This window comes from Cribrihabitans neustonicus (assembly GCF_048820895.1).
Classification (GTDB): Bacteria; Pseudomonadota; Alphaproteobacteria; order Rhodobacterales; family Rhodobacteraceae; genus Cribrihabitans_A; species Cribrihabitans_A neustonicus.
Map to the genome: position 1 here is coordinate 261,457 of NZ_JBMERQ010000002.1, position 19,336 is coordinate 280,792.

Here is a 19,336-nt window from a genome sequence, read left to right on the forward strand (position 1 = left end):
TATCCACCGGACTCGGTACACCCTACAAAAACATCATCCTTCTAATATTTCTTTTTTAATTAGGGGGACTGATCCGGCCCAAGGAAAGCCCATGGACCTCGGCGAGCTGATGATCCCGCTCTACCCCTACGCCAAATCTCTGCACATCATGGCGGTGCTGAGCTGGATGGCGGGTTTGTTCTATCTCCCCCGTCTGTTCGTGTATCACGTGGAGCAGGCTGAGAAGGTGCAGGACGCTAAGCCGATATTCCTTGAGATGCAGGAGAAGCTGCTGCGTGTGATCATGCGGCCTGCGATGTATGTCTCCTGGGCAGCAGGGCTGTTCATCGTGCTGACGCCGGGAATGGTGGACTGGAGTTACATCTGGCCGTGGACCAAGGGCGCAGCGGTGATTGCGATGACTTGGTATCACCATTGGCTCCTGATGCGGCACCGCGATTTCGAGGCGGGGCGGAATCAGCTCTCCGGCCGGCGCTACCGGCTGATGAACGAAGTGCCGACGGTGCTGATGGTCATCATTGTCGTCTCGGTGATCTTCAAATTCTGACGCAGAAGCGCTGAAACAGGGGCAGGGCGGGCGGAACCGCCCGTGCCGGCGTTTGACTCACCCTCAGCGAGTCCCTATGTATCGTTCTCAACGAGCCCGTCCGGGCCTCGAATCTTCCACACCTGTCACATGACCGCCCCCGGGCAAGCGGGGGATCAGAGGCTGTATATATATGACCGTCCAATCCCTGAATCTGTCCGATCTGAAAGCGAAAAGCCCCAAGTCGCTGCTCGCCATGGCCGAAGAGCTGGAGATCGAAAACGCCTCGACCATGCGCAAGGGCGAAATGATGTTCCAGATCCTGCGCGAACGCGCGGATGAAGGCTGGGAGATCGGCGGCGACGGCGTGCTGGAAGTGCTGCAGGACGGCTTCGGCTTCCTGCGCTCACCCGAGGCAAACTACCTGCCTGGCCCGGATGACATCTATGTCTCACCCGACATGATCCGTCAGTATTCCCTGCGCACCGGCGACACCGTCGAGGGCCAGATCAAGGCGCCCCTGGACAACGAGCGCTATTTTGCGCTGACCAACGTCACCATGATCAACTTCGAGGAGCCGGAGAAGGCGCGCCACAAAATCGCCTTCGACAACCTGACCCCGCTCTACCCGGACGAGCGCCTGAAGATGGAGATCGAGGATCCCACCATCAAGGACCGCTCCGCCCGCGTGATCGACCTGGTGGCACCTATCGGCAAGGGCCAGCGCTCGCTGATCGTGGCGCCGCCGCGGACAGGCAAAACGGTGATCCTGCAGAATATTGCGCACTCGATCGAGAAGAACCACCCTGAGTGCTACCTGATCGTGCTGCTGATCGACGAACGCCCGGAAGAGGTGACCGACATGCAGCGTTCGGTGAAGGGTGAGGTTGTCTCCTCCACCTTCGACGAGCCGGCGACGCGCCACGTGGCGGTGTCGGAGATGGTCATCGAAAAGGCAAAGCGCCTGGTCGAACATAAACGAGATGTTGTGATTCTTCTCGACTCTATCACAAGACTTGGTAGGGCGTTCAACACCGTCGTGCCGTCCTCCGGCAAGGTTCTGACCGGCGGTGTTGACGCCAACGCCCTGCAGCGCCCGAAACGCTTCTTTGGTGCCGCCCGGAACATCGAGGAAGGCGGCTCGCTTACCATCATCGCCACCGCACTGATCGACACCGGCAGCCGGATGGACGAGGTCATCTTCGAAGAGTTCAAGGGCACCGGTAACTCGGAGATCGTGCTCGACCGCAAGATCGCCGACAAGCGCGTGTTCCCGGCCATCGATATTCTCAAGTCCGGGACCCGGAAAGAGGATCTCTTGGTGGAGAAGGGCGATCTCGCCAAAACATTTGTTCTGCGCCGGATCCTCAACCCGATGGGCACCACCGACGCCATCGAGTTCCTGCTCTCCAAGCTGAAGCAGACCAAGTCGAACTCCGAATTCTTCGACTCGATGAATACCTGACCCGGGCCGGCAAGGAAGAAGGGCCACCCCATGGACACGATCTTTGCGCTGGCCTCCGCCCAAGGAAAGGCCGGGGTCGCGGTGATCCGCGTCTCCGGCCCGCGTGCGCACTTTGCCGGCAAGATCCTCTGCGGCCGCGATTTGCCGGCGCGGGGCAGTGCGCTGCGCCTGTTGCGCGACGGCGCCGGCGAGCGGCTGGATGAGGCGCTGGTGCTCAGCTTTACCGCCCCGAAAAGCTTCACCGGCGAAGACGTGGTCGAATTCCAGACCCACGGCAGCACCGCCGTGGTCGCGGCCGTTCTGCGGGAACTCGGCGCGATCGACGGGCTGCGCATGGCCGAGCCCGGGGAATTTACCCGGCGCGCCCTGGAAAACGGCAATCTCGACCTCACCCAGGTGGAGGCGCTGGCCGATCTCATCGACGCCGAAACCGAGGCGCAGCGCAAGCAGGCGCAGACCGTGCTCGCCGGCGGGCTCGGCAAGCTGGCCGAGGACTGGCGCCGCGACCTGATCCGCGCCGCCTCGCTGATCGAGGTCACCATCGATTTTGCCGATGAAGAGGTGCCGGTGGATGTGACACCGGAGGTCTTGGCGCTGCTCGCCAATGTGCAAGCCGGCCTGGAGCGCGAGACGGTCGGCGTGGGAATCGCCGAACGCATCCGATCGGGTTTCGAGGTCGCTATTGTCGGCGCACCGAATGTTGGAAAGTCGACGCTGCTGAATGCGCTGGCCGGCCGCGACGCCGCGATCATCTCGGAATACGCGGGCACCACCCGCGACATCATCGAGGTGCGGATGGATCTTGCCGGCCTGGCGGTGACACTGCTGGATACCGCCGGACTGCGTGATACGGATGATCATGTCGAAGGCATCGGCATCGCGCGCGCCCGGGAACGGGCCGAAGCCGCCGACCTGCGCGTGTTCCTCGCCGAAGAGGACGAACTGCTCGACGTTGGCATGCGCGCAGGCGACATCCGGCTGAAGCCGAAGGCAGACCTGCGCGATGACAGCGACGGGGCGATCTCCGGCCGGTCGGGGCAGGGGGTCGATCAGCTCGTTGCCCATATCGCCTCCGTCCTGAAGGAGCGCTCGGCCCACGCCGGCATCGCCACGCACGAACGCCATCGCACGGCAATGAATGCTGCCCTTGAAAACCTGCGCGCGGCGCAAGATATTCTGCAGCGCGGGCCGGAGTTTTATGACATAGCGGCCGCGGAACTGCGCTCGGCGATTCGCGCCTTGGAAATGCTGGTTGGGCGGATCGGCGTCGAAAATCTTCTGGACGAGATCTTTTCGAGTTTCTGCCTTGGGAAATAGGGGAGTGTTTCACGTGAAACATTCATCATATGACGTGATTGTGGTTGGCGGCGGCCACGCCGGCACCGAAGCGGCGCATGCCGCAGCGCGCATGGGAGCCCGCACCGCGCTGGTGACCCTGCGCCGGCAAGACATTGGCGTGATGTCCTGCAACCCCGCCATTGGTGGCCTGGGAAAAGGCCATCTCGTGCGCGAGATCGACGCGCTTGACGGCGTGATGGGCCGTGTGGCGGATCTGGCCGGTATCCAATTCCGCCTGCTCAACCGGCGCAAAGGGCCGGCAGTGCAGGGGCCCCGGGCCCAATCCGACCGCAAGATCTACCGCGCGGAAATGCTGAAGGCCACTGACAAGCAGGCTGACCTGGACATCCTCGAAGGGGAAGTCACCGATTTCCTGATGGACGGAGACACCGTTTCCGGGGTGCGTCTGGCGGACGGCAGCGCGCTGCCGGCCCGAAGCGTGATCCTCACTTCCGGCACCTTCCTGCGCGGCGTCATCCACATTGGCGATGTCTCGCGGCCCGGCGGACGGATGGGGGACCAGCCCTCGGTTAAACTGGCGGAAAGGCTTGACAGTTTCGCATTGCCTCTGGGGCGGCTGAAGACCGGCACGCCTCCCCGGCTGGACGGGCGGACCATTAACTGGGACATCCTCGACGCCCAGCCTGGCGATAACGATCCGGTGTTTTTCTCTTTCCTGACCAAATCTGTTTCTGCCCGGCAGGTTGCTTGCGGCATCACCCATACCAACCCGCGCACCCATGAGATCATTCAGGAGAACCTGACCCGATCGGCGATGTATGGCGGCCATATTGATGGAGTCGGCCCGCGCTACTGTCCATCGATCGAGGACAAGATCGTTCGCTTCGCGGACAAAACTTCGCATCAGATCTTTCTGGAACCGGAGGGCGCGGACAATCATACGGTCTATCCCAACGGTATCTCCACCAGCCTGCCGGAGGACGTCCAGGAAGCCTACGTGCGCTCCATTGCCGGCCTGGAAAACGCAGAGATCCTGCAGCCGGGTTATGCCATTGAGTATGACTACGTTGACCCGCGGGCGCTTGGGCTGGACCTCTCTTTGAGAGACGTTCCCGGGCTCTATCTCGCCGGCCAAATCAACGGAACCACCGGTTATGAGGAAGCCGCGGCGCAGGGTCTGGTAGCCGGTCTGAACGCCGCCCGGCGCAGTCTGGGGCAGGAGCCGGTGATCTTTAGCCGGTCTTCCAGCTATATCGGGGTGATGATTGATGATCTGACCACAAATGGCGTGGCCGAGCCCTATCGCATGTTTACGTCGCGCGCCGAGTTCCGCCTGTCGCTGCGCGCCGACAACGCGGATCAGCGCCTGACGCCGCTAGCCCTGGACCTGGGTTGCGCAAGCGAAGAGCGGAAATCTGTGTTCCTCGACAAGATGGAGCGGCTTGAGAGCGCGCGGGCCGTGCTGCAGTCCTCCCACTTTACTCCCAAGGCAGTTGCCGCCGCTGGTATCCGTGTAAACCAAGATGGCAACCGGCGCAGCGGCCAGGATGTTCTTGCGTTTCCGGATGTAGGCTTTGAAGATATTCTGCCTCTGATGCCCGAGCTTGGCGGCGTGGACGAAGAGATCCGCCGCCAGCTTGAGCGCGACGCGCTCTACGCCAATTACATCGCGAGACAGGAACGGGAAATTTCCGCGATGAAAAAAGACGAAGGCTATGCTATTCCGCCCGGCTTCGACTATGCCAGTATTGATGGTCTCTCCAAGGAACTTCGGCAGAAACTGGGGGCGGCGCGACCGGAAACTCTGGCCAAGGCGGCGCGGATTGACGGGATGACCCCGGCAGCTCTGGCATTGCTCCTGGCGCGACTGCGCCGGAACGCCAGCCAAGCGGACTTGCAGGATAAAGCGGGCTGATGGCGCGGGCTATGCTGGAGCAGCTGGATGTTTCACGTGAAACATTAGCCCGGCTGGAAAAATTCGAGCAGGTCATCTGCAAGTGGAATCCAAAAATCAACTTGGTGTCCCGGCACAGCCTGAAAGATCTTTGGACCCGGCACATCGTTGATTCGATCCAGGTATTCCGCTGTGCCGGTTCAGCGCCGGCCGGGAAGTGGGTGGACATCGGCAGCGGGGGAGGATTCCCTGGCTTGATTATCGCCATTCTGTCTGCCGAGGAAGCTCCGGATCTTGAGGTTGTGCTGATTGAAAGTGACCAGCGCAAGGCCGCGTTTCTCCGGACCGCCGCGCGGGAGTGCGGTGTTAAAGTAGAGGTCCGGAGTGAGCGGATCGAAAAAGCTCCGCCGCAGGAGGCCGATATCATGTCCGCCCGCGCCCTGGCGGATCTTGCACTGCTGTTCGAGTTTACCGAGCGTCATCTCAAGCCCGGCGGCGTCGCGCTGTTTCCGAAGGGCGCGAGCTGGAAAAAAGAGGTGGATAACGCGCAGGGGAGATGGCGGTTTGATGCGGAACCAGTTAGTAGTATTACAGAAAACGAAGCAGTGATCCTAAAAATAAGGGGAGTGGCCCGTGTCTGAATTCGCCCGCCCGGAGGGGCCTCGTATTATCGCGGTCGCCAACCAGAAAGGCGGGGTAGGGAAGACAACCACAGCCATAAACTTGGCCGCCGCGCTGGTGGAAACTGGCTTGCGGGTGCTTGTGGTGGATCTCGACCCGCAGGGCAATGCCTCGACCGGGCTGGGCATAGAGGCTTCGGAACGCGAATTGACCAGCTATGATCTCCTGGTTGATGACGCGCCACTGCAGGAGGTGATCCGCAGTACAGAGATTGAAGATCTCTGCATCATCCCGGCCACTGTCGACCTCAGCTCGGCGGATATCGAGCTTTTTGCCAATGAGAAGCGCAGCTTCCTCCTTCACGACGCGTTGCGCCAGTCGGCGATGGAGGACTACGATTGGGACTATGTGCTGATCGACTGCCCGCCATCGCTGAACCTTCTGACCGTCAACGCGATGGTGGCAGCCCATTCGGTGCTGGTACCGTTGCAAAGTGAGTTCTTCGCGCTGGAAGGGGTCTCGCAGCTGATGCTGACGGTGCGGGAAGTGCGGCAATCGGCCAATCCGGAGCTCCGGATAGAAGGCATTGTGCTGACGATGTACGACCGGCGCAACAATCTCTCCCAGCAGGTGGAGCAGGATGCGCGCGACAACCTCGGCGATCTGGTGTTCCAGACCAAGATCCCGCGTAATGTAAGGGTCAGCGAGGCACCGTCTTATGCGCTTCCGGTCCTCAACTATGATACCAATTCGCTGGGCGCCCAGGCTTACAGGGCGCTGGCAGCGGAGCTTCTCAACAAACACCAAAGAATAGCGGCTTGAATGCAGAAGAATATGCGGAGGCAGTCATGGCAGACAAAAAGGCAAAACCGCGCGGGCTGGGCCGGGGGCTGTCGGCTCTGATGGCGGATGTGAACCCGGAACCCGTGAGCACCCTTGCCGAGGCACCGCGCAGCAGTGCCGAAACCCTGGTGCCGATCGAGAAGATTGTCGCTAACCCGAACCAGCCGCGCCGGCAATTCCTGCAGGAGGAGCTGGACGACCTTACGGCCTCGATCAGGGAGAAAGGCGTACTGCAGCCGCTTATCGTGCGGCCGAAGGCGGGCGGGCAGTATGAAATCGTTGCCGGCGAACGCCGCTGGCGCGCCTCGCAGGCCGCCAAGCTGCATGAAGTGCCGGTCCTGATCCGCGAATATTCCGATCTGGAGATGATGGAAGTGGCCATCATCGAAAACATCCAGCGCTCGGATCTGAACGCGATGGAAGAGGCGCTGAGCTACAAGCAGCTGATGGAAAAATTCGGCCACACCCAGGAGAAGATGGCGGAGGCGCTTGGCAAGAGCCGCAGCCATATCGCCAACCTGGTGCGGCTCCTGCATCTGCCCGAGGACGTGCGCCAGCTGGTGCAGGAACGCAAGCTCTCTGCCGGCCATGCCCGCGCGCTGATCACCTCTGACAATGCTTCGGACCTCGCAAAGAGAATCGTCAAGGGCGGCCTGTCGGTGCGGGCGACCGAGGCGCTGGTGAAAAAGGATGCCGCCGGCGTTGCCAGCAATTCGCCGCGTAAACCGAAAACCGCGGCGGAAAAGGATGCGGACACCAAAGCGCTGGAAGGGGATCTGTCAGCAACTCTGAAGATGAACGTTTCCATCGATCACAAGCCGGGCGGCGAATCCGGTTCGGTAACGATCAGCTACGACACGCTCGATCAGCTGGACGAACTCTGCAATCTGCTCAGCCGCTAGGCCGGGTCCAGATAAACAGCAGCACCAGGCTCAGCACTACGGCCTGAATGCCCAGCACATGGACTGGCACTGCTAAGGCCAGAGACACAGTAAAGACGGCGGTAATCGACAGGGTTGCCGCCTTTTTTGCGCGCGGCCGGATTGCGCCGCGTTCGCGCCAGTCGACTATCATCGGGCCAAAGACCGCATGCGCCAGGATCCAGTCATGAAGGCGTTCGGAGGAATTGGCAAAGAAGAAGGCTGCCAGAAGCAGGAAGGGGACGGTGGGGAGCAGGGGAAGCACAATCCCTATGGCGGCCAGGGCAACGCAAAGCAGTCCGAGGCCGGCATAGAGAAATCGCATATCTTCAATCCATCAACAGTTCGCGCAGAACGGCATTCAAAACAGCGCGGCCTTGACCGGTCGCGCGGAGCCTCTGGTCAAAGATAGTCACCATGCCGAGCTCCACAAGGTTGGCGAGGGCTTTTTGCGGCAGCGGTTTGCCGGCAAGCTGGGTGTAGCGCCCCATATCCAGACCTTCGGAGAGGCGCATCCCCATCATCAGGTATTCAGCCGCAGCATCTTCGGCTGTGAGCGGTTCGCGAAGGGATTCTCCGTTGCCGGCTTTGGCTGCGGCCAGCCAGGCGCCGGGCGCGCGGTGGGTTTCGCTGGCGTAGCGGGTCCCGTTAAGGGTTATTCGGCCATGCGCACCAGGCCCGATGCCGGCGTAGTCGCCATAGCGCCAGTAGATCAGGTTGTGCCGCGACTCCGCGCCGGGCCGGGCGTGGTTGGAAATCTCGTAGCCGGGCAAGCCGTTCGCGGCGCAGATCTCCTGAGTGGCGAGATACATGTCCGCGGCGCTGTCATCGCTTGGCAGATCGCGCAGCTTGCCGCGGGCATAACGGTCGCCGAAAGCGGTGCCTTCTTCGATGGTGAGCTGGTAGAGCGACAGGTGGTCGATCGCCATCGACAGCGCTTCGTTCAGCTCCGCCTTCCAATCCGCAAGCGTCTGCCCCTGGCGGGCATAAATCAGATCAAAGCTGACCCGGTCGAAACAGTTCCGCGCGATATCGAAGGCGGCGCGGGCTTCGGCCACGGAATGGATACGGCCGAGCCGGCGCAGATCCTTGTCGTTCAGGGCCTGTACGCCCATGGATATGCGGTTGACGCCGGCGTCGCGGTAGCCGGCAAAACGGCCTGCCTCGACCGAGCCGGGGTTGGCTTCCAGCGTGATTTCCATGTCGTTGGCAAAAGGCCATATGGAGCGCGCGCCCTCGATCACCGCGGCGACCGTTTCGGGACGCATCAGGGAGGGGGTGCCGCCGCCAAAAAAGATGGTGTTCAACACCCGGCCCGGCAGCTCGTGCGAGAGTCTCTCCAGCTCGCTCAGATAGGCCCTGACCCAGGCGCTCTGGTCGATATTGGCCGAGACATGGCTGTTGAAGTCGCAATAGGGGCATTTGGCCTGGCAGAACGGCCAATGCACGTACAGGCCAAAGCCCCCATTGCGCCAGTCATCCACCGAAGCAGCCCTCGATGAACTTGGCCACTGCCTTGCCGCGGTGGCTGATCTTGTTCTTCTCCCAGCGGTCCATCTCGGCAAAGGTCACGTCATATCCCTCAGGCACGAACATCGGGTCGTAGCCGAAGCCGCCTTCGCCGCGCACGGGCCAGACCAGATGGCCGGGTGCGACGCCCTCGAACACCTCGTCATGCCCGTCGGGCCACGCGAGAACCAGGGTGGAGCGGAATTGCGCCAGCCGGGGGTGCCCCGCGCCCTTGGCCTCCAGCTCCTCATGCGCGCGGGACATTGCCTGCATGAAATCCCGGCCGCTTCCGGTTTCAGCCCAGTCCGCGGTATGGACGCCGGGCGCACCGCCCAAGGCATCGATGGTAATGCCGGAGTCGTCGGAAAGGGCGGGCAGGCCGGTCGCCCTGGCGGCGGCATGGGCCTTGATCCGGGCGTTGCCGACGAAGGTGTCCTCGGTCTCTTCAGGCTCCGGCAGGTCCATCTGTGCCGCACCGATCACCTCCACGCCGTAGGGCGCGAGGAGATGCGCCATCTCTTCCAGCTTTCCCTTGTTGTGGGTGGCGACCAGAAGCTGGCTGCCTTCGAACTTGCGGGTCATGCGCAGGCGGCCTTCTGGATCTCGGCGAGTTCGGAGGTGCCCTTGACCGCGAGATCCATCAGCGCGTCCATCTGTTCGCGCGAGAAGACCGAGCCTTCGGCCGACATCTGCACTTCGATCAGCTTGCCCGAGCCCGTCATGATGAAGTTGCCGTCCACGCCCGCCTCGGAGTCTTCGGGGTAGTCGAGGTCCAGCAGCGGCTGGCCTGCGTAGATGCCGCAGGAGACGGCCGATACCGGATCCACCAGCGGATCGATTTTCACGTCGCCGGCCTTCATCAGCTTGTTCACCGCGAGGCGCAGCGCCACCCAGCCCCCGGTGATCGCGGCGCAGCGGGTGCCGCCGTCGGCTTGCAGCACGTCACAATCCACGGTGATCTGACGCTCCCCCAGAGCTACCCTGTCAACGCCGGCGCGCAGGGCCCGGCCGATCAGGCGCTGGATCTCGACGGTGCGGCCGCCTTGTTTGCCGGCTGCGGCCTCGCGGCGCATCCGGGTGTTGGTGGCGCGCGGCAGCATGCCGTATTCCGCGGTCACCCAGCCCAGGCCGGTGCCCTTGATGAAGGGCGGCACCCGGTCTTCGATGGTGGCGGTGCACAGGACATGAGTATCGCCCGCCTTGATCAGGCAGGAGCCTTCGGCGTGTCTGGTAAAACCGGTCTCGATCGAGACAGGGCGCATTTGGTTCAGTTCTCGTCCGGAGGGTCGCATGTCAGATCCTTCTTTTGCTGGCCCGGGGATAGCCTTCGCGGGGCCGTGGATGCAAGCCTGATTGACCTTTTGACGCGCTGCTCCTTAATGACATTCAGGCCTTGCATACCTATGTTGAAACCGGAAATCTCCGAGAGACGCACATGAAGGATACACGCAAAATTCTGGAGGATCTGAATGACCGCTCCCGCGATGTGTTCCGGGCGGTTGTGGAGAATTACCTGGATAGCGGCGACCCGGTTGGCAGCCGCACCCTGACCCGCTCGCTCAGCGAGAAGGTAAGCGCCGCGACAGTGCGCAACGTGATGCAGGACCTCGAATACCTGGGCCTGCTCGACAGCCCGCATGTGAGTGCCGGCCGGGTGCCGACGCAGCTCGGCCTGCGGATGTTTGTCGACGGGCTGCTGGAGGTCGAGAACCTCAACGAGCAGGACCGCGAAAAGATCGACGCGACGCTGGGGCGCAACGCGGGCGATGTCGGCGGTATGCTGGACCGGATCGGCTCGGCGCTGTCGGGCGTCACCCATGGCGCCTCGCTGGTGCTGACGCCGAAGCACGAGGCCGAGCTGCGCCATATCGAGTTCGTTTCTCTGGCTCATGACCGGGCGCTGGTGGTCCTGGTGTTCTCGGACGGCCACGTGGAGAACCGCCTGTTCGCACCGCCGCCAGGGCAGACGCCCAGCTCGATGCGGGAGGCGGCCAACTTTCTCAATGCGCTGATCGAAGGCCGCACACTCAGCGATGTGCGGCGCGAGATCCAGAAAGAGATCTCCTCCCGGAGGCAGGAAATCGACACGCTGGCGCAGGAGATGATCGAAAGCGGGCTGGCGGCGTGGGAGGATGACGGCAGCGATCAGGCCCGTCTGATTGTGCGTGGCCGGTCGAATCTCCTTGCCGAATCCGGCGCCGCCGAGGAGCTTGAGCGCATCCGCAACCTGTTCGACGATCTGGAGCGCAAGCGGGACATTGCCGAATTCCTGGAACTGACGGAAGAAGGCGAGGGGGTGCGGATTTTTATCGGCTCCGAGAACAAACTTTTCTCACTTTCGGGTTCCTCTTTGGTGGTGTCTCCCTATATGAACGCGGATCGGAAGATAATCGGCGCGGTGGGGGTGATCGGCCCGACGCGCCTGAACTACGGACGGATCGTGCCGATTGTGGACTATACGGCACAACTGGTCGGCAAGCTGTTGTCGGACCGGAGTTAGAGGTGAAATATGGCAGAGCTCAAGAACGAAGACTTTCTGGACGACATCGCCGATGCCGAGGCTGAGGAGCTTGCGGCGCAGACCGAGGAAATTGACGACGATGCGCTGGAGATCGACGCGCTGCGGGCCGAGCGGGATGAGTTGAAGGACCGGTTCATGCGGGCGCTGGCGGATGCCGAGAACGCGCGCAAGCGCGGCGACCGCGCGCGCCGGGAAGCGGAGCAGTATGGCGGGTCGAAACTGGCCCGCGACATGCTGCCGGTCTATGACAACCTGAAACGCGCCGTCGAAGCCGCGACCGACGAGCAGCGCGAGGCAGCTTCGGCGCTGATCGAGGGTGTGGAGCTGACCATGCGGGCGCTGCTCGGCGTGTTCGAGAAGCACGGCGTCAAGGTGGTTTCCCCCGCGGTCGGCGACAAGTTCGACCCGCAGATGCATGAGGCGATGTTCGAAGCGCCGGTGCCGGGCACCAAGGCGGGCGACATCATCCAGGTTTCGGCCGAGGGTTTCATGCTGCACGACCGCCTGCTGCGGCCGGCGCAGGTGGGCGTATCCTCGACGCCGGCGAGCTGACGTTGCGCCAGTGAGTTGAACAGGCCCTCGCGGGCCTGTGCCTCCGGCGGGAGTATTTTGAGAAAGATGAAATGGGCGGGTCCGGTTGGAGCCGCCCTTTCTCGTTTCAGTCCGCGGCCTGTTTGAGCTGGTAGAGCAGGTCCAGCGCCTCGCGCGGGGAGAGATCGTCGGGCTGAATTGTGCCGAGCATCTGTTCCACGGGGGAGGGGCCGGGCGCCGGTCTTGGCGCCGCTTGCGCGGGGGCGGCGGCAAACAGCGGCAGGTCGTCGATCTGGATCTTCGCGCCGCCGTCGCGGCTGCCCTGTTCCAGCATGTCGAGCACATCGCGGGCGCGCGCTACCACCGACGCCGGCAGGCCGGCAAGCTGCGCCACCTGCACCCCGTAGGAGCGGTCGGCGGCGCCCTTGCGTACTTCGTGCAGGAAGACCACTTCGCCCTCCCATTCCTTCACGGCAACGGTGGCATTCTCCACGCCCGGCAGTTTGGCGGCGAGCTGCGTGAGCTCGTGGTAGTGGGTGGCAAACAGCGCGCGGGCGCGGTTTACCTCGTGCAGATGTTCCAGCGTCGCCCAGGCGATCGACAAGCCGTCATAGGTGGCGGTGCCGCGGCCGATCTCGTCCAGGATCACCAGCGCGCGGTCGTCGGCCTGGTTCAGGATGGCGGCGGTTTCCACCATCTCCACCATGAAAGTGGAGCGTCCCCGGGCGAGGTCGTCTGACGCGCCAACGCGGCTGAACAGCTGGCTCACAAGGCCGATATGAGCGCGTTCGGCGGGCACGTAGCTGCCCATCTGGGCCAGCAGCGCGATCAGCGCGTTTTGCCGCAGGAAGGTCGATTTACCGGCCATGTTGGGGCCGGTCAGCAGCCAGATCGCGGCGCCATCCTCGGCCGTCAGCTGGCAGTCGTTGGCAACAAACGTGTCGCCGCTCTGCTGCCGCAGAGCCTGTTCCACAACCGGGTGGCGGCCGCCCTCCACGTCAAACGCGCGGGAGGAATCGACCCGGGGCCGGGTCCAGTTTTCTCCGCGGGCGAGATCGGCCAGCGCGGTCACCAGGTCCAGTTCGGCAAAACCGCGGGCGGCGGTGCTGAGCCGGGGGGCGGCTTCCAGAACCGCGCCAGAAAGCCTTGCATAGAGCCGCTTTTCGATCTCCAGAGCCTGGTTGCCGGCGTTCAAGATGCGGGTTTCCGTCTCGCTCAGCTCCACGGTGGTGAAACGCACCTGGTTCGCCGTGGTCTGGCGGTGGATGAAGGTCTCCGACAGGGGCGGCGACAGCATCTTGTCCGCGTGGGTGGCGGTGGTCTCGATGAAGTAGCCAAGCACGTTGTTGTGCTTGATCTTCAGCGAGGAGATGCCGGTCTGCTCGGCATACTGCTTCTGCATCGCCGCGATCACCGAACGGCCCTCGTCACGCAGGGTGCGGGCCTCGTCCAGTTCCGGGTCGTATCCGGGTGCGATGAAGCCGCCGTCTCGCGCCAGGAGTGGCGGCTCGGCCACCAGCGCGGCGTCGAGCAGCGCGAGGAGATCAGTGAACCCTTGCAGGCTCTGGATCGCCTCGGCGCTGAGCGGCGGCAGATCCTGCGTGGCGCAGTATTCGGTGATGATCTCGGCCTGGGTCAGAGCGTTGCGGATCGCGGCGAGGTCGCGCGGGCCGCCGCGCTCCAGCGCCAGGCGGGACAGCGCCCGATCCAGGTCCGGCGTCTTGCGCAGGGCGGCGCGCAGGTCCTCGCCCCATTGCGGCGCCTCCACCGCGTGATCCAGAGCCGCGAGCCGCGCCTGCACCACGTCGAGGCTGCGCGAAGGGCTTGCGATGCGCTGCTCCAGCAGACGCGCGCCGCCGGGGGTGACGGTGCGGTCGACGACCGACAGGAGCGAGCCCGCGCGACCGCCCGACAGCGAGCGCGTCAGCTCCAGGTTGCGCCTTGTGGCGGCGTCGATCTGCACCACGCGGTCCTGCGCTTCCTGCTGCGGCGGCTGCAGGAGCGGCAGTTTGCCCTTCTGGGTGATCTCCAGATAGTCGATCAGCGCCCCCATGGCGGAGACTTCGGCGCGGCTGAAGGTGCCGAAACCGTCCAGCGCGCTCACGTGGAACAGGGCGCAGATGCGCTGCTGCGCGGACGTGCTGTCGAAGCTGGCCTTGCCAAGCGGCGTGAGCGGGATCTTGTATTCCTCCGCCAAGGGACGCGCGTGCTCGTAGGCCGGACCGTCGGCCACCAGCAGCTCCGAGGGCGCGAGACGGGCCAGCTCGGGCGAGAGCCGCACCCGGGCCACCGGCATCACGTGGAACGCGCCGGTGGAGATATCGGCCCAGGCCAGCGCCGCTTCGTCGCGCAGCTCTGCATAGGAGACCAGGAAGTTGTGGCGGCGCGCCTCCAGCAGCGAGTCCTCGGTCAGCGTTCCGGGGGTCACCAGCCGCACCACGTCGCGCTTCACCACTGACTTGTGGCCGCGTTTTTTGGCCTCGGCCGGGGATTCCAGCTGCTCGCCCACGGCGACGCGGAAGCCCTTGCGGATCAGGGTCAGCAGGTAGCCCTCGGCGGCATGGTAGGGCACGCCGCACATCGGGATCTCTGCGCCGTTGTGCTTGCCCCGCTTGGTCAGCGCGATATCCAGCGCTTCCGCCGCGGCGACAGCGTCGTCAAAGAACATCTCGTAGAAGTCGCCCATCCGGTAGAACAGCAGGGCGTCCGGGTATTGCTCTTTGATTTCAAGATATTGCGCCATCATGGGCGTGACAGTCATAACGGGCCCCCACCGGTTTCGTGCCGGGGATGTCTACTATGGCGCCGGTCCGAGGAAAACCCGGATATCAGGGGGGCCCGGCTGAGGCTTGCCGGGAGGCTCTAGAACAACGCCTTCAACGCCTGCGGAGCTGCGTTGGCAATCGAAAGCGAGAGCGAGCCAAGCTGCTGCTGCGCTTGCAGTGCGTGCCATTTTGTGGCGGCTTCTTCCATGTTGGTGTCCACCATGCTGCTCTGGCCCTGTTTCACCACATCCGCAAGCTTGCCGATGAAGTCGCTTTGATTGGACATCTGCTCGGTGCTGGCACCGAGCAGGGCGGCGCCGTCGATGGCAAACTGGATGAAGCCCTCCATCTCGTCCAGTGCCGCCATTGCGGAGGCCTTGTCGGTGATGGGTGTGCGGTTGCCAAGGTCAAAGGCGGCGTCGCCCTCGAAGTTCACGCTGTCGACGGTGATGGTAGAGAGGGTCGTGCTGCCCGCGCCCTGCCGGTCGAGCGACGCGGCCACTGAAATGCCGGTGGCGCCATTGCCGTCAACATCAGTGGCCAGCAGGTTGATGCCGTTGAATTGTGAGGCGGAGATGATCGAATTGATTTGCTCGGCCTTCTGCTGCATCTGCGCTTCGACCTTGGAGTAGTCGATCAAGCCGCTGGCGGCGGAGATGGCGAGCTTCTTCATGTCCATCAGGGTGTCGGTGATCTGCTCCGCGCCCGCCAAAGCCACGGCAGCCGTGGCTTCGCCCAGCGACAGCGCATTGGATACACCTCGATAGCCCGCAGTGTCGCTGTCCATCATCTGCGAGATCGCCCAAAGTGCGGCATTGTCCTTGGCGGTGTCCACCTCGCGGCCGGTGGCCACGTCGTCCTGCACGTTGTCCAGCTGCCGGGTGGTGCCCCCCAGCATCTGCAGCGCGGTCATCGCGCCTGTGTTCGTGTTGATACTAAACATCGGTCTGTATTCCTCAAACTCGTTAGGGCTTGGTCAAGCTCTGATAGCGGCGTCTTGCGAAACCGGTGAATACTGTTCTGGCACCGTGCTGGCGGGACATGGGTTTCCGCCCTCATCGCCACCCGGGCAGCGGGCGCTGGTTGACACCTACTTAATAATTGCAGCGCTGCCGGGTCTGAATTGCGGCAGAAATGCGGCGGGCGGGCGAATTTACGCAGACCTTGCGGCAGCCAGGCACACGGAGAGGAGCGCCGGAGCCCGGGCGCCGGTGCCCAGTTTCTGTGCAGCCCGGATTGAGAGCCGCGAAGGGCTGGGATATGACAGGTGCCAGCAAAAGAGGACAGGACCCCGATGCCCAAAGCGAAGATCACCAACGAAGAGGCGCTAGCGTTCCATCTGGAGCCCTCGCCCGGCAAATGGGAAGTGCAGGCAACCGTGCCGATGACAACCCAGCGGGACCTGTCACTGGCCTATTCCCCCGGCGTAGCAGTGCCTTGTGAGGCGATCGCCGCCAATCCCGAAACCGCCTATGACTACACCAACAAGGGCAACCTGGTGGCGGTGATCTCCAACGGCACTGCGGTGCTGGGTCTCGGCAACCTCGGCGCGCTGGGCTCCAAGCCGGTGATGGAGGGCAAGTCGGTGCTGTTCAAGCGTTTTGCCGACGTGAATTCCATCGATATCGAGCTCGACACCGAGGACCCGGAGGAGTTCATCAAGGCGGTGCGGCTGATGGGCCCCACCTTCGGCGGCATCAACCTCGAGGATATCAAGGCGCCCGAATGCTTCATCATCGAGCAGCGCCTTAAGGAAGAGATGGACATCCCGGTCTTCCACGACGACCAGCACGGCACCGCGGTGATCTGTGCGGCCGGCCTGATCAACGCGCTGCATCTGTCGGGCAAGAAGATCGAGGACGTGAAGATCGTGCTCAACGGGGCCGGGGCCGCGGGTATCGCCTGTATCGAACTGCTGAAGGCGATGGGCGCCCGGCACGAGAACTGCATCGTCTGCGACACCAAGGGCGTGATCTACCAGGGCCGCACCGCGGGCATGAACCAGTGGAAGTCGGCCCATGCGGTTGCCACCGACCTGCGCACGCTGGAGGAAGCGATGCGCGGCGCTGACGTCTTCCTCGGTGTCTCCGTGAAGGGTGCGGTGACGCAGGAGATGGTGAAGTCGATGGCCGACAACCCGGTGATCTTCGCCATGGCCAACCCGGATCCGGAGATCACTCCGGAAGAGGCCCACGAGGTCCGAGTCGATGCCATCGTTGCCACCGGCCGCTCGGACTATCCGAACCAGGTCAACAACGTCCTGGGCTTCCCCTACCTGTTCCGCGGCGCGCTCGACATCCACGCCCGCGCCATCAACGACGAGATGAAGATCGCCTGCGCCCACGCGCTGGCCGCGCTCGCGCGCGAGGACGTGCCGGACGAGGTGGCGCTGGCCTACGGCAAGTCGCTCTCCTTCGGGCGCGACTACATCATCCCGACGCCGTTTGACCCGCGGCTGATCCACCGCATCCCGCCGGCGGTTGCCAAGGCCGGCATGGACACCGGCGCCGCCCGCCGCCCGATCATCGACATGGATACCTACGAGCACGGGCTGCGCGGCCGCATGGACCCGACGCAATCGGTGCTGCGCGGCCTCAATGCCCGCGCCCGCGCTGCGCAGTCGCGGATGATCTTTGCCGAAGGCGATGATCCGCGGGTGCTGCGTGCGGCCGTCACCTATCAGCGCTCGGGCTTCGGCAAGGCGCTGGTGGTGGGCCGTCCCGACGACGTGAAGGCCAAGCTGGAAGATGCAGGCCTCGGCGATGCCGTACGCGAGCTGGAGGTGGTGAACGCCGCCAACACCCAGCATTTCGAGACCTACAAGGAATTCCTCTACAACCGCCTGAACCGCAGGGGCCACGACCGCAAGGACATCCACCGCCTGGTCGGCCGAGACCGGCACGTGTTCTCCGCGCTGATGCTGGCGCATGGCCATGGCGACGGGCTGGTCACCGGCGCCACACGCAAGTCGGCGCATGTGCTGGACCGCATCAACCATGTCTTCGACGCCGACGCCGCCCATGGCGCCGCGGGCGTTACCGCGCTGCTTCATAAGGGCCGCATCGTGCTGATCGGCGACACGCTGGTGCATGAATGGCCGGACGAGAACGATCTCGCCAACGTGGCTGAACGCGCCGCTGGCGTTGCCCGCCACATGGGGCTGGAGCCGCGGGTCGCCTTCGTCAGCTTCTCCACCTTCGGCTACCCGGTCTCCGAACGCGCCGAGAAGATGCATCGGGCCCCGGCCGTTCTGGACCAGCGCGGGGTGGATTTTGAATACGAGGGCGAGATGACCGTGGACGTGGCGCTGAATGCCGCCGCACAGGAGGCCTACCCGTTCCAGCGCCTCTCCGGCCCGGCCAACATCCTGATCGTGCCGGCCCGCCATTCGGCCTCGATTTCCGTGAAGCTGATGCAGGAGATGGGCGGCGCCACCGTGGTCGGACCGATCCTCTCGGGCGTCGACAAGCCGATCCAGATCTGTTCGACCACCTCGACCGCAAACGACATCCTCAACATGGCCGTCCTGGCGGCCTGCAACATCGGATAGGCGCCATGGCGATTTACAACCTGGGTTCAATCAATGCCGACATGGTCTACGCGCTGCCGCATCTCCCCGCCCCGGGGGAGACGCTGGCCGCGGAAAGCCTGAGCCGCTTCCTGGGCGGCAAGGGCGCCAACATGTCGGTGGCGGCGGCGCGCGCGGGCAGCCAGGTTTGCCACATCGGCGCGGTCGGCCCGGACGGGGGCTGGGCGGCGGAGCGGCTGCGGGACTATGGCGTGGATACACAGCACGTTGCCCGGGTGGAGACCGCTACCGGCCATGCCATTATCGCCGTCGACCCCGGCGGGGAGAACCAGATTATCCTCTTCCCCGGCGCCAACCGGGAACTTTCCCCTGAGCAGCTGGACCGCGCGCTGGACGGGGCCACGCCCGGCGGCATCCTGGTGTTCCAGAACGAAACCAACCTCCAGGTCAAAGCTGCGGAAGCCGCGCGCGCGAAGGGCCTCCGGGTCTGCTACGCCGCCGCGCCTTTCGAAGCCGCCGCAGTACAAGCGGTGCTGCCGCTGCTCGATCTTCTGTTCCTGAACGAGGTCGAGGCCCGCCAGCTGGAGGAGGCCACCGGCAAAGGCCCGGCGGCGCTGGGCGTGCGCGATGTGGTGATCACGCTGGGCGCCAAGGGCGCGCGCCATATCGACGGCCATACCGGCGCCACGCTCGAGGTGCCCGCGCTGCCGGTGACCGCCGTCGACACCACCGGCGCCGGCGACACCTTCACCGGCTACGTGCTGGCAGGCCTCGACGAGGGCCTCGCGATGCCGGAAGCCATGGCGCTTGCCAGCCGCGCCGCCGCGCTGATGGTGACCCGCCCCGGCACCGCCGACGTGATCCCCACCCGCAACGAGGTCACAGCCGCCACTTTCTGACCCGAAATACCCCG

General features: G+C 64.0%; 17 protein-coding genes. 11 read left to right on the forward strand and 6 right to left on the reverse strand.

Annotation, left to right across the window (positions count from 1 at the left end; genetic code table 11):
- Positions 1-91: 91 nt before the first annotated feature.
- From ACOHWE_RS06395 to ACOHWE_RS06425, 7 genes are all read left to right on the forward strand, one after another.
- Positions 92-547, forward strand: a complete 456-nt coding sequence (locus ACOHWE_RS06395; RefSeq protein WP_420665061.1) for a CopD family protein — start codon at positions 92-94, stop codon at positions 545-547.
- Positions 548-719: 172 nt separating this feature from the next.
- Positions 720-1,991 carry a transcription termination factor Rho gene (rho, locus tag ACOHWE_RS06400; protein WP_420665063.1) on the forward strand — a complete coding sequence of 424 codons (1,272 nt, stop codon included), beginning with the start codon at positions 720-722 and terminating at the stop codon, positions 1,989-1,991.
- Positions 1,992-2,021: 30 nt separating this feature from the next.
- On the forward strand, positions 2,022-3,308 hold the full coding sequence (gene mnmE, locus ACOHWE_RS06405; protein WP_420665064.1) for a tRNA uridine-5-carboxymethylaminomethyl(34) synthesis GTPase MnmE: 1,287 nt from the start codon (positions 2,022-2,024) through the stop codon (positions 3,306-3,308).
- Between the two features lie 13 nt (positions 3,309-3,321).
- A complete protein-coding gene (gene mnmG, locus ACOHWE_RS06410) occupies positions 3,322-5,205 on the forward strand; it encodes a tRNA uridine-5-carboxymethylaminomethyl(34) synthesis enzyme MnmG (protein ID WP_420665907.1) in 1,884 nt (627 codons plus the stop codon).
- 11 nt (positions 5,206-5,216) lie between these two features.
- Positions 5,217-5,825: a 16S rRNA (guanine(527)-N(7))-methyltransferase RsmG gene (gene rsmG, locus ACOHWE_RS06415; RefSeq protein WP_420665066.1), complete on the forward strand. Its 609-nt coding sequence runs from the start codon at positions 5,217-5,219 to the stop codon at positions 5,823-5,825.
- Entirely contained in the window at positions 5,818-6,627 is an 810-nt protein-coding gene (locus ACOHWE_RS06420; RefSeq protein ID WP_420665068.1) for a ParA family protein, read from the forward strand. The genes rsmG and ACOHWE_RS06420 overlap by 8 nt, the downstream gene beginning before the upstream one ends.
- Before the next feature lie 26 nt (positions 6,628-6,653).
- The gene (locus tag ACOHWE_RS06425) at positions 6,654-7,550 is read left to right on the forward strand and encodes a ParB/RepB/Spo0J family partition protein (RefSeq protein WP_420665070.1); all 897 of its coding nucleotides are present in this window, start codon (positions 6,654-6,656) and stop codon (positions 7,548-7,550) included.
- Here the strand turns inward: ACOHWE_RS06425 and ACOHWE_RS06430 are convergent.
- From ACOHWE_RS06430 to rph, 4 genes are read right to left on the reverse strand one after another with little or no spacing between them, the layout of a single operon-like run.
- On the reverse strand, positions 7,540-7,893 hold the full coding sequence (locus ACOHWE_RS06430; protein ID WP_420665071.1) for a YbaN family protein: 354 nt from the start codon (positions 7,891-7,893) through the stop codon (positions 7,540-7,542). The two genes, ACOHWE_RS06425 and ACOHWE_RS06430, sit on opposite strands and share 11 nt — an antisense overlap.
- A gap of 4 nt (positions 7,894-7,897) precedes the next feature.
- The gene (hemW, locus tag ACOHWE_RS06435; protein WP_420665072.1) at positions 7,898-9,052 is read right to left on the reverse strand and encodes a radical SAM family heme chaperone HemW; all 1,155 of its coding nucleotides are present in this window, start codon (positions 9,050-9,052) and stop codon (positions 7,898-7,900) included.
- Entirely contained in the window at positions 9,045-9,659 is a 615-nt protein-coding gene (rdgB, locus tag ACOHWE_RS06440) for an RdgB/HAM1 family non-canonical purine NTP pyrophosphatase (protein WP_420665074.1), read from the reverse strand. The genes hemW and rdgB overlap by 8 nt, the downstream gene beginning before the upstream one ends.
- Positions 9,656-10,369, reverse strand: coding sequence for a ribonuclease PH (gene rph, locus ACOHWE_RS06445; RefSeq protein ID WP_420665076.1), 714 nt, complete (start codon positions 10,367-10,369; stop codon positions 9,656-9,658). The genes rdgB and rph overlap by 4 nt, the downstream gene beginning before the upstream one ends.
- A 143-nt stretch (positions 10,370-10,512) precedes the next feature.
- On the opposite strand from rph, the gene hrcA reads away from it, so the two are divergent.
- Positions 10,513-11,577, forward strand: a complete 1,065-nt coding sequence (gene hrcA, locus ACOHWE_RS06450; RefSeq protein ID WP_420665077.1) for a heat-inducible transcriptional repressor HrcA — start codon at positions 10,513-10,515, stop codon at positions 11,575-11,577.
- A gap of 9 nt (positions 11,578-11,586) precedes the next feature.
- Entirely contained in the window at positions 11,587-12,150 is a 564-nt protein-coding gene (locus ACOHWE_RS06455; RefSeq protein WP_420665078.1) for a nucleotide exchange factor GrpE, read from the forward strand.
- Positions 12,151-12,256: 106 nt separating this feature from the next.
- Here the strand turns inward: ACOHWE_RS06455 and mutS are convergent, their stop codons facing one another.
- Positions 12,257-14,890, reverse strand: a complete 2,634-nt coding sequence (mutS, locus tag ACOHWE_RS06460) for a DNA mismatch repair protein MutS (RefSeq protein WP_420665080.1) — start codon at positions 14,888-14,890, stop codon at positions 12,257-12,259.
- 101 nt (positions 14,891-14,991) lie between these two features.
- On the reverse strand, positions 14,992-15,837 hold the full coding sequence (locus ACOHWE_RS06465) for a flagellin N-terminal helical domain-containing protein (protein WP_420665081.1): 846 nt from the start codon (positions 15,835-15,837) through the stop codon (positions 14,992-14,994).
- A 351-nt stretch (positions 15,838-16,188) separates the two neighbouring features.
- Here ACOHWE_RS06465 and ACOHWE_RS06470 point away from each other — a divergent pair, with 351 nt between their 5' ends.
- Together ACOHWE_RS06470 and ACOHWE_RS06475 are read left to right on the forward strand one after the other, a co-directional pair.
- A complete protein-coding gene (locus ACOHWE_RS06470) occupies positions 16,189-18,444 on the forward strand; it encodes an NADP-dependent malic enzyme (protein WP_420665083.1) in 2,256 nt (751 codons plus the stop codon).
- Between the two features lie 5 nt (positions 18,445-18,449).
- Complete coding sequence (locus ACOHWE_RS06475) at positions 18,450-19,322, forward strand: ribokinase (protein WP_420665085.1); 873 nt, start codon at positions 18,450-18,452, stop codon at positions 19,320-19,322.
- The last annotated feature ends 14 nt before the right edge of the window (positions 19,323-19,336 follow it).